This window comes from Micromonospora sediminicola, assembly GCF_900089585.1.
GTDB lineage: Bacteria > Actinomycetota > Actinomycetes > Mycobacteriales > Micromonosporaceae > Micromonospora > Micromonospora sediminicola.
Genome location: NZ_FLRH01000003.1, coordinates 2,912,261 through 2,925,962 on the forward strand (window position 1 = coordinate 2,912,261; position 13,702 = coordinate 2,925,962).

Below are 13,702 nucleotides of genomic sequence, written 5' to 3' on the forward strand. Positions count from 1 at the left end.
AATCGGGTCCTCGTTCGCCGGGCAGCCCGGGCCGGTGCCACTGTCCGGGTCGCCGGGGTAGGCGTGGCGGGCTTGACGGGCCCGTGGTCGTGGCGGTGCCCGGCGTCGCGGGTGCCGCCGGGGCGGCGGCGTCCTCGTCGGTGCAGCCGCTCAGGCCGGTGAGTCCGAGAACGATTACGGCTGTCGTCAGCGTGACGGTGGAGCGTCGCTTCCTCCCCCTCCTCGGTGGCACGTGCGACGGCGTACGTGGTCGCGTGGGCTCAGTGCCCTGTCCGGGAAGAGTTCACTCCTTCGTCCACCGGGGCGCGACGTGCCGGGGTGGCGATTACCTCCCGGGGGAGCGCCGTAAGCCGGGGGAGTCGCCCATGCTGCGACGGGGTAGGAACCGGGGCGTGACGCAGACGGTGGGGACGGTGCGGCGGATGTTCGAACGCGGGACGGGTGGAGGGATCGTGGGGCTGCTCCTGTTGGCTGCGCTGGCCGGCGGCTGCCGGGCCGGCGAGCCGCGGGACGCCGGTCGCCCGGGCCCCGGCGGCGACGGCCACGCGTGGACCGACCGCGGCGCCGGCGGCGAGGATCGGCACACGGTGGCCGCGGATCGGGGTGATCTGCGTTCCGCTGACTTCGTGCTGGTCGACGGCGCGGACGTGGTGCGGGTGCGGACCGCCGATCTCGGGGACGACCTGTACCGGGTGTCGACGCCGGCGGGGGCGAAGGTCCGTCCGGCGGTGTCGGTGTCCGACGGCACCGTGACGGCTGGTCTGGCCGCTGCCGGCGGCGCGGGGCCGGCGCTGGTCGAGGTGGCCCTCCACGACGACGTGCGGTGGCGTGTCCGGCTCGGCGGTGGTGCCCAGGAGGAGGTGCTCGACCTGCGCGGCGGCCGGATCGAGGAGGTCGAGCTGACGGCCGGCACGAGCCGCGCGGAGGTCACCTTGCCGCCCGCCGTGGGCACCGTGCGGCTGGTGATGAGCGGCGGGGCGAGTCGGCTGCTCGTGCACCTTGCCGGCGACGCGCCGGTGCGGGTGCGCGCCGCGGGCGGGGCCGGCCGGGTGAGTGTGGACGGCGTCGATCGGACCGGCGTGGCCGGTGGCACGGTGCTCACGCCCAACGGTTGGGACACCGCGACCGACCGGTACGACGTCGACGCGGTCGCAGGAGTCTCCGACCTCGTCGTCGACCGCACCTGACCGGGCCTGCCGACGGACCAGATCACGGGACCGGCAGCGGCGACGACCGCGTCACCACCGGTTCGGACGGTGTTCACCGTGCGGTGGCCCGTACGGGAGACGAGCGGCGTTCAATGGTGGTGAGCAGTCCGCCGTCGGGAGGTTCGCCGTGGCGTTGCCGTTGCACGAGGGTCTGCTGTTCGCCGGGTGGATGATCGCTCTGGCCTGCGCGGCGGCCGGTGGGTACGCGATCCTCGCCCATCGCGAGTCCTCCCGGCCGCTGACGATGCTGCGGGTGGGGCGGTATGGGGTCGTGGTGGCGATGGCGGGGCTTGTGGGACAGGCCATCTGGGCGTTGCTCATCGTGCTCGTCGACCGATGACGTCGGACGACGGGTGGTGATCAGCGACGGTGGCGGCGCCGGTGTTCACGGTGTGACACGACCCCGACACTGGCGACGACCGCGGCGGCGGTGACGAGGCCGGCCAGGGGCACGGCGAGTCGGCCGGTGAAGCTTGCCGCCAGGGTGAGCGCGGCCGCGGTCGGTGCGATGAGCTGCTCGGTCGTACCTTGCTTGTAGTGACGGGTCTGCAGCAGCCAGACGGCGAGCAGGAACAGGGCGGTGGGCGCGGTCACGGCCAGAGCGACGGTGGTCGCGTCGGCCGTGCCGTGTCCGACAGCGTGCTCGAAGGCTGCCTCCAGGCCGGCGCCGACCGCCGCGGCCGAAGCGAAGATCACGTAGTGGCCGTAGCCCCAGTTGAAGCCGGATCGGCGATCGAGCAACCTGTCGCGCCCGGGCACGGCGAAGTAGATCGACCAGAAGGAGAAGACGATCAACAGGCCGCCGGCCGCGATCGGCAACAGTTGGTCGAGCTGGTCGGCGCCGTCCACGGCGGACTGCAGTGCCACCGAGGCGGCGGCGATCGTCTCGCCGAGCACGATGATGGTGAACAGGCCGTACCGCTCGGCTATGTGTCGGGGGTTCCACGGGGTGGGCCGGCCGCGTTCGGCGGCTGCGGGCACGCTGAGTTCGGCGGCGGCCATGGCGATGAACAGCCACAGCTTCGTCGGCGCCGGTACGGCGAGCAGCAGCAGCCATCCGAACTGGCAGGCGATGATCCCGACGGCGTAGCGACGCGCCGTGCGCCGTGCCCGGTCGGTCTCGTTGCGGGCCGCCCGCATCCACTGCACGCTCAGGGCGGCACGCATGATGACGTAACCGACGAAGATGAGGGTCCAGTTCTGGTCGTCGAAGGCGCGGGGCACGCCGGCGGCGAGCACCAGGACTCCGGCCATCTGTGTGAAGGTCAGCAGCCGGTAGCCGATGTCGTCGGTGTCGTAGGCGGAGGCGAACCAGCTGAAGTTCATCCAGGCCCACCAGATGGCGAAGAACACCGTCGCATAGGCCACCACACCGTCGAGTGAGTGCCCGGTGGTGACGGCATGGGCGAGGCGCTCGCCGGCCTGCGCGACCGCCACGACGAACACCAGGTCGAACAGGAGTTCGAGCGGAGTGGCCGAGCGGTGTGGCTCGTCGCGCCGCCGGGGCGTCATGGGCCGGCGGACCCACCCCCCACGGCTGACCTCCAGATTCGACGACGAGGTGCTGCTCACCAATGGCCCCTTCCGACGGCTGCGGCGCCGGCGACACCCGAGCGTGCCGGCCGGTGGGACGCGGTCCTTGCCCTGCGCGAGGAGGCCGATCCGGTCGCCGATCGTGCAGAGGTCCGGACCCGGCGGGAGGGCAGCGCGAGCCACTGCCGGACGGACGACGTCACGGCGGGCCGACCGCCGCGCCGGGCACCGACCTGCCACCAAGCGGTAGTCGATCCGTCGTCGGACCGCGCAGCGCCTCCACCGCGCCGGCGACGTCGAGGCGGGTGGCTTCGGCGACGGCGAGGTCCCGCAGCGAGACCGCCGCCCCGGCGTCGCCGAACTGGTACGCGAGTTGGCTGCGGTACCGGCCGGCGGCGTCCACCTTCGTCACCAGGTGATCGGCGATGTCGACAGCCACCTCGACGCCGGCCGGCACGCACCGCCAGGGGGTTGCCGCCGGTCGGCGGGCGACGTACGGCACGTCGCGCCACCAGAACGCGTCGGCGGCGATCCCGGCGACGGTCTCCGCGACGATCTGATGGTCGACGTGGTCGCCGAGCGCCTGCGGCGCGAGGACGAGGTCGGCGTCCGCGAGGTAGGCCCGCAGTGCCGGTGCGAGCATCTCGACCGCCGGATCGCCGCGGCGGACGCCGGCGAACAGCGCGTCCGCGTCCGCGTACCCCCGGTGGGGTGCCTCGGCCAGCGGGAGATGCACCGGGCGTACACCGAGCACCGCGCAGGCGGTCCGGTCCTCGGCGCGGCGCAGCGCCATGTAGTCGACGTCGGCCGGCAGTCCCTTGTCGAGTTGGCAGGCCAGGGCGAACGCCGGCGGGTCGGGAACGGTCGCGGTGAAGCAGGTGACGACCCGCACGGTCCACCCGGCCGCCACCAGCGCGGCGAGGGTGCCGCCGGCGGAGAAGACCGCGTCGTCCAGGTGCGGGCTGACCGCCACCGCCCGTCCGGCGATCCGGTGCCGGTCGCCGGCGGTCGTCGCGGCGGCGCGGCCATCGCGGCCGGTCACAGCAGGTGCGGGGCCGCGCGGAAGCGGCAGGTCGGGTCCACCGGCGGATCGGGGATCTCCGGTACGTCGCGGGACGGCTTGTCGTACCCGCTGACGATCCGGTCGGCGACGACCGGCCAGCTCCACCGCCGCTCGACGTCTCGGCGGGCCTGTGCGGCGAGCCGGCGGCGCAGCGCCGGGTCGTCGAGCAGCCGGCGGACGGCCCCGGCGAGCGCCGCCGGATCCCCGGCCGGCACCAGCACGCCGTTCTCGTCGGGGCGGACGCAGTCGCGGACGCCCACCACGTCGGTCGAGACGACCGGCAGTCCGCTCGCCATCGCCTCCAGGATCGTGTTGGAGAAGCCCTCGGCGTAGGTCGGGCTCACGAAGATCCCACCCCGGGCGTAGACCTCGTGGGCCAGCTCGTAGGGCACCGCGCCGAGCAGTTCGGTCACGCCGGTGAGTCCCAGCTCGGTGATGCGCCCAGCGACGGTGTCCAGGTCGGGGCCGATCCCGGAGAGCAGCAGCCGCACCGGCACCGCGTCCGCGCGTAGCTTGGCGACCGCGTCGAGCAGGTCCAGCACGCCCTTGCGGACGTCGATGCGACCGTGGTAGAGCAGCACCGCCGGATCGGACACCCGACCGGGGTCCGTCACCGGTACGAAACGTTCGGCGTCGGTGGCGCCCGGCACCACGGTGAAGCGGGCCGGATCCAGCTCGTGACGCCGGCACACCTCGGCGGCGAACGACGGCGACCCGATCAGCAGGGCCGGGGCGTGCGTGAAGACGGCCCGCACGAGCGTCCGGTGGGTGGTGCAGCAGGTGCCCACCCAGTGCCCGTCGCCGCCCTGCACGGACACCACGGCGGGCAGTCCTGCGGCGCGGGCCGCGCGCAGCACGGCGAGGCCGTTGGGATAGGCGTACTGGGCGTGCAGCACGTCGAAGGGCCGGCGGGCGTGCAGCCGCAGGATCGTCTCGGTCATCTCGTCGACGTCGGCCTCGAAGTCGGCCGGCTCGCCGCGGACCACGGCCTGCTCGCCACGCGCCTCCAACGCGTGCACCTCGACGCCGGCGGGCACCCGCTCCGGTGGGGGCGGCCCTCCGCCGTACACGGCACGACCCGCCCGGTCGGCTCGGTACTGGGAGATCAGGGTGGGTTCGTGGCCGGCGCGGACCAGGTGCCGCAGCAGGTTCTCGGCGTACGCGCTCATACCGGACACCGCCGGCCAGTAGCGGCGGGACACGAAGCAGATCCTCACGCGCCCACCTCCGCGGCGACCGCGGGCCGCGACGCGTGGCTCGACGCCGCCCGCTCCGCGTCGCGCAGCGCGGCCAGCGCGGCGGGCACCAGCGTGTCGGCCCGGTGCGCGTCGCGGGACAGTTCGAGGCTGACCAGGCCTCCGTAGCCGACCTGGGTGAGCGCGCCGAGCACGGCCGGGAAGTCGAGGTCGCCCTCGCCGGGCGCGCGGTGCTCGTGCCGGCCGCGCGGCATGTCCTCGATCGCGCAGGCGCCGAGCCGGCCGGCGAACGCCTGCACCGCGGCGGCCGGCTCGTGGCGGCCGGCCACCAGGCAGTGCCCGGTGTCCAGGGCCAGGGTGAGGCCGGGCACCTCGGCGGCCAGGCGGGCCCAGTCGTCGCAGTCCTCGACGAGCATTCCCGGCTCCGGCTCGAACGCGCAGCGCACCCCGCGTCGTTGCGCGTACGCGACGACGTCGTGAACGCCGTCGACGAGCCAGCGCCAGCACCGGTGGCGGTCGGCGCCGGGCTCCGGGACGCCCGCCCAGAACGACACCGCCTCGCTGCCGAGGCCGGCCGCCACGTCCACGCAGGTGCGCAGGAAGTCACGCCGTCGGACCCGGTCGGTCCCGTCCGGCGACACGAGGGTCGGGTGGTGCTTGCGCCGCGGGTCGAGCAGGAACCGCGCGCCGGTCTCGACCACGCTCGCGAGTCCGAGCGCCCGCAACCGGCGGGCCAGCCGGTCGGTCCGCGCGGCCAGGTCCGCCGCGAACGGGTCGTGGTGTGCCACGTCGAGGGTGAGCGCGACCCCGTCGTAGCCGCAGTCGGCGAGCAGGGTGAGCGCGTCGTCGAGGCGGTGCGAGGTCAGGCCGTTGGTGTTGTAGGCGTAGCGCAGGGTCATCGCCCGCTCCGCTGCACGGCGTGCCGGGTGGGCTCCCGGTAGAGCGGATAGAGCGGGCCGATCGTGCGGGCCACCGCCGCCAGGTCGAGCCAGGCGTCGGCGGCGCCGAGCCGTTCCCGGCCGGCCTGGTCGAGGACCACGGGCGCGGCGCCGGCGTGCGGCGGAGTCCCGAGACCGACCAGCGGTGAGTCCCGCTCCCGCAGGCGTTCGATCCCGCGCGCCGCGATCCGTCCGTACGACATGGTTTCCGCCTCCAGCCCGGGCACGATCACCTTGGCCACCGTCGCGCCCTCCCCGGGCGCGACGACGACCAGCACGTCGAAGTCGGCGAGCCGGCGCAGCAGTTCGGCCAGCAGCGCGCCCTGGTCGTCGAGGCTGCCCGGCGCGACGGTGGGCAGCGCGCTGAGGGGCACGCTGTCGCGGCGGGCCAGCACCACCGGTTCCAGCAGCGCGAGCAGTTGCGCGCCGTCGAGGTGCGTCCAGCCGCGCATGGCGGTGATCGCCCGGCTCTCCTGCGCCTCGGCCGGCCGGGCGAACTCCCGCCGCCAGTACGCCTGCGGCGCGACCGGCCGCAGCAGGTCCAGCGGTGCGTGCGAGAAGACCTTGCGGGATCGCGACGAGACGTACTCCAGCAGCGCCTTGCGCAGGGCGACCTCCCGGTCCGGGTGCACGGCCTCGCCGCAGGCGGTGACCGCCAGTGCCGGTGTCTCGGGCTGTCGGTCGATGCCGACCACATGCACGTCGGGCATGCCGAACGCGGTCGAGGCGAGCTTGGGCAGCACCTCGATGCCGGCGTCCGCCAGGCGGTCCAGCATCAACCGGATGACCGGGTCGTGTACCTCGTCGACGTCGATCACGACGCCGGCGTCCATGGCCCGGAACGCGGTGGTGTTGCCGTCGCGTTGCAGCAGTTCGAGCAGGCCGTGCGCGACCGCCCGCTCGACGGTGTCGCCGGCGCCGGAGCCGTTCGTGATCACCGGGATCAGCCGCTCGGCCGGGTCCTGCCACGGCAGGTCGGCGCCGTCCGCCGCGCAGAACTCGGCCGGCACCAGCACCGTCTCACCGGTACGCCAGCGCAGCGTGGGCAGCCAGGAGCGGGGCTGGTCGTCGTCGACCACCGTGCCGGCCGGCAGGACCAGTGAGCGGGGATCCACCACCCCGTGCGCACCGACCGCGCCGCGAAGCTCGCGGTAGGAGGCCCGGCGGGGCGTCATCGTCCGCAGGTGGCCGTGCAGCAGCAGGGCCTCCGCCAGCTCCCCGTACGCGCCGGTGCGGGCCTGCTCGACGGTGGCGCCGTAGCCGACGGCGGCGGCCCGGGGCCAGCCGGCGCCCAGGTGGTCGGCGGAGATCACCGGTACACCGAGGCGGTCCAGCCCGGACACGTCGAAGTCGCCCACCTCGCCGGCCGGCAGGGCGTCCGCGAGCCGGTCGGCGACCGACCGGGCCGAGGTGATGGGCGTGCGCGGTTCGACGGCTCGGGTCATGTCAGCTCCTCGATCGGGATCGGGCCGGCCACCGGCTGCCCGCGCAGGTGCCGGTCGAACAGGGCTAGCACCTGCTTGCGGGCGACGGGTGCCGCGTACTCGAAGGGGGTGGCGACCGCGTCGAAGTCCAACTCCTCGACCAGGTCGCGCGCCTGGCGCAACTCGGCGTGCGAGAGCGGGATCTGGGCGTGGTAGGCCTTGTGGCAGGAGAGCGCGACCGGCGTCTCCCCAGCCACCTCCACCTTGATCAGGTCGCCGACGAACAGGATCCCGCGCCGCTCGTCGTGCAGCACGCTGTGCCCCGGAAAGTGGCCGCCGCTGCGGTACATGGTCAGGCCGGGCGCGAGCGGATGCCGGTCGTCGGTCGGCCAGGTGACCTGGAACGCCTTGGTCCAGACCAGGTCGTCGACGCCGATGGCGAGGACCGGCGGGGCCAGTTCGTCCTGGAGTTGCCACAGCGCGCCGTATCCGTGTACGTGGCTGGCGCCGAGCGCCACCAGGCCGCCGCGGGCGCGCAGCTCGGCGATGGCGGCGGCCGGATACCAACCGGCGGCCTCCCAGCCGACCTGGCCGACGTCGGTCTCGATCACCCAGCCGGTGCTGCCGAGGCCGAGCTGCGGGTCGCTCCAGTAGCCGGTCACTCCGGGCGCGACGGCGGCCGAGCGGGCCTGTCGGCCGACCGCCACCTCGTCGGCCGCGAGGAACCGCCAGCCGTCCGGGGGAAGCGCGTTGCGCACGTCGGTGCAGACCGGGCAGGACGGCGGCGGGCCGAACCACCGCTGCCAGTGGCCGCAGTTCGTGCAGGCGTAAGGGCGCAGGGGCACGGTCAGGTCCTTTCGGCGGCGGTGTGCAGCAGTTCGTACAGGTGCAGGTCGCGGGTCAGCGGCCACTGCCAGTCGCCGCCGCGGACGGCGTCGGCGAAAGCCTGTGCCTGTGCGGTGAACGGGCTCATCCCGGTGTCGAACGGCACCGCCTCGGCGGTGCCGGTCTCGGCGTCGAGTCGGGTCAGCGTGCCGCCGGCGGTCTGGCCGAGGGTGTCGGCGGCGACGAGTTGGGCGCGGGTGCCGACGACCTCCAGCCGGCGGCGGGGCAGCGGGTCGGCGGTGTTGAACGAGACGTGCGCCTGCACCAGCACCCCGCCGCCGGTGACGCCGGTCAGCATCGCGCCGTCGTCCACTCCGTACGGATGCACCCGACGTTGGGTGCGGACGGTCAGCTCGGCCAGGTCGTCGCCGAGCAGCACGCCGATGAGGTCGACGCCGTGCGGGGCCAGGTCGGCCAGGGCGCCGCCGCCGGAGCGCGCCGGGTCGATGCGCCAGTTGTCGTGCGGCCGCCCGTCCGGGCTCCATCCCGGCGGCAGCCAGCAGCCGTAGACGATCCGCACGGCGGTGACGGTGCCCAGGTCGCCGGCGGCGACGAGGTCGGCGATGCGCCGGTGAGCGGGGTGGAACCGTTGGTCGAAGGCGGCTCCGGCGAGCGTGCCCCCGGCCGCGTCGACCAGCCGTCGGGCGTCGGGCAGGCTGGCCGCGAGCGGTTTTTCGCACAGCACCGGCCGGCCCGCCTTGGCCACCGCCGCGACCACGTCGGCGTGCGTGTGGTTCGGCGTCGCCACGTGCACCGCCTCGATCTCGTGGTGGTCGAGCAGTTCGTGCAGGTCGGTTGCGGCGATCCGGTCGGGGGCGAGCGCGCGGGCGGCGGCGGGGTCGCTGTCGCAGGCGCCGACGAGCCGGTGTCCCGCCGCGCGGATCGCCGGCACGACGTGGTCGCGGGTGACCCACCCGCAGCCGACGACTCCCCATCCGAACGGCCGCACGGTCACCACCGCTCGGGCAGGTCGAGCAGCAGCCGACGGCGTACCGCGTCCGGGCCCGGCTCCGCCGGCCAGCGCTCCGGAAGGTAGCCGGCGGCCCGGCCGCCGTACTCCTCGGCCCAGCGCGGGTCGGGCCAGCGACGGGCGCCGTCGACGTAGAGCGGGTTGGGTCGCAGGGGGCTCGCCGGGGCCGGTTGCAGCAGCCCCGGGTCGGCCGCCGGGCCGGCGGGGTCCCGGGCCAGGCCGACGGCCTCGGTGCCGGTCAGCTCGGCCGGAACCGCGGGTTCGGGTGGCCGCCCGGCGACCGCGGCCGCCGTCAGCTCCTCCTCGGCGTAGGCGGTGGCCCCCGGCAGCAGTGCGGTCCATTGCTCGGCGGGCAGGGGCAGCCCGGCTTGGCCGGCCGGATGCCGCGCGTTGTGCAGGTGACCCAGCAGCAGCGCCCCGCCGGGCCCGGCGCAGGCCAGGGCGGCGGCCACCGCAGCGGCCTTGTCCGGAAGGAAGTAGAGGGCGTCGTGGCAGGCCACGTGCCGGGCAGCCGTGGGCGGTGGCAGCGGCCAGGCGGCGGTCAGGTCGGCGCAGACCAGGGACACCCGCGCGCCGGGCGGAAGGACGAACCGGCGGGCCAGCCACAGCTTCGCGAAGACCACGTCGACTCCGACGGCATCGCGGTGTCCGTGACGGACCAGGTGACGCAGCAGGTGCCCAGCGCCGCAGGCCAGGTCGACCACGGGCCGGCCGGCGGGCGGGTGTGCGGCGGTCAGCGCCAGGGCGGCCAGCCAGCTCGGATCGGACCAGCGATGGAGGAAGTACACCCCGACCCGACCGAGACCGAGCAGCCGGACCGCCTCGCGCAGGGTGCCGGCGCGCAGCGCGGTGCGGAGCTGCTCCGGCGGGGGTGGTGCCGCCTCCCACCAGTCGTCGGCGTCGCCGAGCAGCAGCACGGCGGCGGCATCGGGTTCGCCCGCGTCGAGCGCGGCCACCGCCCGCTCCCGCAGATCGTCGCGCCCCGGGCGCAGCCAGGGGATGCCCTCGACCACGGGCCAGCGGCGAAGACCGTCGGCGAGCGTGTGCCGGGTGTCCGGGTGCAGTGTCGTGCCGTCGGGGCCGCGCCACCGGAAAGTAGCGCCGACGGGCGCGGAGGGGGACGCGGTCACAGCCCGGCCGCCCGCAGCACCGACCGGTGGTAGTCCACCACCGGGCCGTCGTGCACCAGCGCCAGGTCCACCAGGGCCTGGTTGGCGGTGAACGCCGCCGCGCGGGCGTGGTGGTGCACCTGGAGCACCCGGTCCAGCACGTCGGCGGCGTGGAAGGCCCGCCCGAGCGGGGTGCCCGCGTCCGCCCGGGCCGGCAGCACCGCGGCCACCCGGGCCGCGACCCGGCCCGGAAGTTCCGTGAGCGCCAGCGCGGTGAGCCGGTCGACGACCGGATCGAGGTACGCGCCGAGCAGTTGCTCACCGGCGAAGCCCGCGTCCGGCATCCGGGCGTTGTGCAGATGGTGCGCGAGGCCGAGCAGGAACGCCTCCGCCGGGTCGGCGCCGACGTCGTCGGCGAGCAGCGCGCCGTACACCCCGACGGCCCAGCAGTGGTCGGCGTGGCTCTCCGGCGGCTCCAGGACCAGCCGGGAACGTCCCGGCGCGGTGGCACCGGCGCGGGGCTGCCGGCACAGCGCGACCGCGAACGCCGGCACCGGCCGATCGGGGATATCCCCGCCGGCCGGGTCGGCCAGCGCGGCCCGGATTCGACGCCGAGTGGTCGGGTGCAGCGCGCCGTCTAGTTCCCCTGCGGCCCGGGTGAGCACGCTCGCCACCTCGGCCGGGACCAGGCCACAGTCGCCGAGGGTGGCCGCGTCGAGCCCGCCGAGGCGGGCGCCGGCCAGCGCGGCGGCGCACTCCCGGTCGGCCACGTCCGCCGGATCGGCGCCTGCGGCGAGGGCCGCCCAGGCCCGGACGAACGCCCGTTCGGCCGCCGAGCCGTCGGCGTGCGCCACCCGCACCCGCTTCAGGTCCCCGACCTGCCGCAGCGTGGGCACCGAGACGGCGAGCCGGTCGACCGGCGCGGCGGCCAGCACGGTGGTCATGCCGGCGCGTCCAGCCAGTCCAGCAGGGCCCGCTCCTGGGCGTGCAGCGCGTGCTCCGGCGTCCGCCCGTCCCGGGTGACCGGCGCCTTGAAGAAGTAGCCGAGTTGTTCCTGCGCGCCGCGCTCGCCCCGGCGGCCGGCCTCGGCCAAGAGCCGCACCAGGTCCAGCACGAGCGGCGCGGCGAGAATCGAGTCCCGGCACAGGAAGTCGACCTTCAGTTGCATCCGTTGGCCGAGGAAGCCCACGAGGTCGATGTTGTCCCAGGCCTCCTTCGCGTCGCCGCGCGGTCGGTAGTAGTCGATCCGCACCACGTGGTCGTCGACGTCGTAGCCGAGAATCTGGTTGAGCACGGAACCCTTGGTGTCGAGCTTGCTCGCCAGCGACGACGGGTCGTCCAGGATCTGCCCGTCCCGGTTGCCGAGGATGTTTGTCGAGTACCAGCCCTCCACGGTCAACGCACGGGACCGGAAGGCCGGTGCGAGCACGGTCTTGACCAGCGTCTGACCGGTCTTGCCGTCCTTGCCCGCGACCGGCACCCCCGCCCGTTCGGCCAGTTCCAGCAGAGCCGGCACGTCGGCGCCGAGACCGGGCGTGAAGTTGACGTAGGGACAGCCCTCCTGGATCGCCGCGTAGGCGTAGAGCAGTCCCGGTGTGATCACCGGATCGTCGGCGTCCAGCCCGGCCTCGAATGCGGCCGGGCTGCGCAGCGCCGGTGACGCCGGGTCCGGCCGCGCCTCGGTGGAGGCCAGATTCACCACCACGACCTGATGCGCGGAGATCTCGGCCCGGAACCGGGCGATATCGGCGCGCAGATGCGCCACCCGCTCCCGCAACGGCCCGATGGGCACCGTGTTGGCGCCGGTGGCGTTGCGGCAGTACGCCGGGTCCGCCACCGCCGGCCAGGGGCTGATCCGGCCGAGCGGCCCGGCGACGGTGTCCAGCTGAGCCGGCTCGACCACGCGATGCACGTGCGCCGCCTTGGCCAGGTCGTCCGGCGCCAGGTCCCAGCCGCCGAAGACCATCGACTCGTACGGCACCAGATCCGTGCGGTGCGCCAGCGGCAGCCCGGCCATGTCCCGCATGCCCAGGCGCAGCAGTTCCACCCCGGCTATCGCCGTCGTCGCCACGGCGCCACCCAGTCCGACCACCGCGACCCCGATGCGCTGCTCCGTCATGCTGCCTCCCGATTCGACCGGGTCGTCCGACCCGGGCCGCCGCGTACCCGCGCGACGCCCCGCCAGTCATGCACATCCGTCGAACTCACCGTCCACGCGCCGATCCGTCGATTCGCCGGAAAGGAACGGTGGCCTGCGGCCAGGATGCAGATGGCGGCGTCACCGGTCGTGGTGGCGGTCACCCGGGGAGGTCTACTGGTGAAGGTGCTGATCGCGGGCGGAGCGGGGTTCATCGGCAGCACTGTCGCCTCGGCGTTGACCGATGCCGGACACACGCCGGTGGTGCTGGACAACCTGGTCACCGGGCGGCGCGAGTTCTGCCGCGGACGGGCGTTCCAGCTCGGCGACATCGGCGACGCCGACGCGGTGGACCGCATGCTGCGCCGGCATCCGGACATCGGGGTGGTGGTGCACTGCGCCGCGCTGATCGCGGTGCCCGACTCGGTGGCCCGCCCGGTGGACTACTACCGGGCCAACGTGTCGGCGACGCTGGAGTTCGTCGACCGGCTACTTGCCCACGGCGTACACCGGTTGATCTTCAGCTCGTCCGCGGCGATCTACGCTCCGGGCGCGGGCCTCGGCGTCGACGAGACGTCGCCGCTGGAGGCCGGCAGCCCGTACGCGCAGACCAAGCTGGTGGTGGAGCGGATGCTCGCCGACATCGCGGCCAGCAGCCCGCTGCGGGTGCTGTCCCTGCGCTACTTCAACCCCATCGGCGCGGACCCCGCGATGCGAACCGGGCTGCAGACCGCGGTTCCGTCGCACGCCCTGGGCCGGCTGATGCTCGCGCACCGAGCCGGTGTGCCGTTCGCGGTCAACGGGCTCGACTGGCCCACCCGCGACGGCTCGGGACTTCGCGACTACGTGCACGTCTGGGACCTGGCTGTGGCACACCTGCGGGCACTGGAACGCTTCGACGACATCTTCGCCGTCGGTGCCGCTCCGCACGTGGCGGTGAACCTGGGCAGCGGCACCGGCACCACCGTGCTCGAACTGGTCGCGGCGTTCAACGCGGTGGTCGACCGGCCGGTCCTGGTGCGGGAGGCGCCGCGTCGGCCCGGCGACGCCGCCGGCGCGTACGCCCGGGGTCGCCGGGCCCGTGAGTTGCTGGGCTGGCGGGCGCGACGTGACCTCGCCACCGGCATCGCCGACTCACTGGCCTGGCACGACCGGCGCGAGCGGCTTCTCGGGGATCTGGCACCGCGCCGTCGGCAACTCGCTGGCTGATCGATCGGACCTTTGGGCACGCCGAGTCGG

13 protein-coding genes are annotated in these 13,702 nt (G+C 74.7%); 3 read left to right on the forward strand and 10 right to left on the reverse strand.

The window, feature by feature from the left end:
- Positions 1–392: 392 nt before the first annotated feature.
- Together GA0070622_RS14060 and GA0070622_RS14065 are read left to right on the forward strand one after the other, a co-directional pair.
- Complete coding sequence (locus tag GA0070622_RS14060) at positions 393–1,187, forward strand: hypothetical protein (protein WP_091573704.1); 795 nt, start codon at positions 393–395, stop codon at positions 1,185–1,187.
- A 148-nt stretch (positions 1,188–1,335) separates the two neighbouring features.
- Complete coding sequence (locus GA0070622_RS14065; RefSeq protein WP_091573705.1) at positions 1,336–1,548, forward strand: hypothetical protein; 213 nt, start codon at positions 1,336–1,338, stop codon at positions 1,546–1,548.
- A gap of 20 nt (positions 1,549–1,568) precedes the next feature.
- On the opposite strand, the gene GA0070622_RS14070 is transcribed toward GA0070622_RS14065, so the two are convergent.
- The 10 genes from GA0070622_RS14070 to GA0070622_RS14115 all read right to left on the reverse strand — a co-directional run bounded on the left by GA0070622_RS14070 (position 1,569) and on the right by GA0070622_RS14115 (position 12,445).
- Positions 1,569–2,780, reverse strand: a complete 1,212-nt coding sequence (locus tag GA0070622_RS14070) for a low temperature requirement protein A (protein ID WP_245666264.1) — start codon at positions 2,778–2,780, stop codon at positions 1,569–1,571.
- Positions 2,781–2,940: 160 nt separating this feature from the next.
- Entirely contained in the window at positions 2,941–3,783 is an 843-nt protein-coding gene (locus GA0070622_RS14075; RefSeq protein WP_218060586.1) for a PIG-L deacetylase family protein, read from the reverse strand.
- Positions 3,780–5,021: a glycosyltransferase family 4 protein gene (locus tag GA0070622_RS14080; protein ID WP_091573707.1), complete on the reverse strand. Its 1,242-nt coding sequence runs from the start codon at positions 5,019–5,021 to the stop codon at positions 3,780–3,782. Before GA0070622_RS14080 ends, GA0070622_RS14075 begins: the two co-directional genes overlap by 4 nt.
- A complete protein-coding gene (locus GA0070622_RS14085) occupies positions 5,018–5,899 on the reverse strand; it encodes a sugar phosphate isomerase/epimerase family protein (protein ID WP_091573708.1) in 882 nt (293 codons plus the stop codon). Before GA0070622_RS14085 ends, GA0070622_RS14080 begins: the two co-directional genes overlap by 4 nt.
- Positions 5,896–7,383: a YcaO-like family protein gene (locus tag GA0070622_RS14090; protein WP_091573709.1), complete on the reverse strand. Its 1,488-nt coding sequence runs from the start codon at positions 7,381–7,383 to the stop codon at positions 5,896–5,898. Before GA0070622_RS14090 ends, GA0070622_RS14085 begins: the two co-directional genes overlap by 4 nt.
- Positions 7,380–8,207, reverse strand: a complete 828-nt coding sequence (locus GA0070622_RS14095; protein ID WP_091573710.1) for an MBL fold metallo-hydrolase — start codon at positions 8,205–8,207, stop codon at positions 7,380–7,382. Before GA0070622_RS14095 ends, GA0070622_RS14090 begins: the two co-directional genes overlap by 4 nt.
- Positions 8,208–8,209: 2 nt before the next feature.
- Positions 8,210–9,196, reverse strand: coding sequence for a Gfo/Idh/MocA family protein (locus tag GA0070622_RS14100; protein WP_091577370.1), 987 nt, complete (start codon positions 9,194–9,196; stop codon positions 8,210–8,212).
- Between the two features lie 2 nt (positions 9,197–9,198).
- Positions 9,199–10,347 carry a class I SAM-dependent methyltransferase gene (locus tag GA0070622_RS14105; RefSeq protein WP_218060587.1) on the reverse strand — a complete coding sequence of 383 codons (1,149 nt, stop codon included), beginning with the start codon at positions 10,345–10,347 and terminating at the stop codon, positions 9,199–9,201.
- Positions 10,344–11,270 carry a hypothetical protein gene (locus GA0070622_RS33455; protein ID WP_091573711.1) on the reverse strand — a complete coding sequence of 309 codons (927 nt, stop codon included), beginning with the start codon at positions 11,268–11,270 and terminating at the stop codon, positions 10,344–10,346. The genes GA0070622_RS14105 and GA0070622_RS33455 overlap by 4 nt, the downstream gene beginning before the upstream one ends.
- The gene (locus GA0070622_RS14115; protein ID WP_091573712.1) at positions 11,267–12,445 is read right to left on the reverse strand and encodes an inositol-3-phosphate synthase; all 1,179 of its coding nucleotides are present in this window, start codon (positions 12,443–12,445) and stop codon (positions 11,267–11,269) included. The genes GA0070622_RS33455 and GA0070622_RS14115 overlap by 4 nt, the downstream gene beginning before the upstream one ends.
- Before the next feature lie 150 nt (positions 12,446–12,595).
- On the opposite strand from GA0070622_RS14115, the gene galE reads away from it, so the two are divergent.
- The gene (gene galE, locus GA0070622_RS14120) at positions 12,596–13,672 is read left to right on the forward strand and encodes a UDP-glucose 4-epimerase GalE (protein ID WP_245666266.1); all 1,077 of its coding nucleotides are present in this window, start codon (positions 12,596–12,598) and stop codon (positions 13,670–13,672) included.
- Positions 13,673–13,702: the final 30 nt, after the last annotated feature.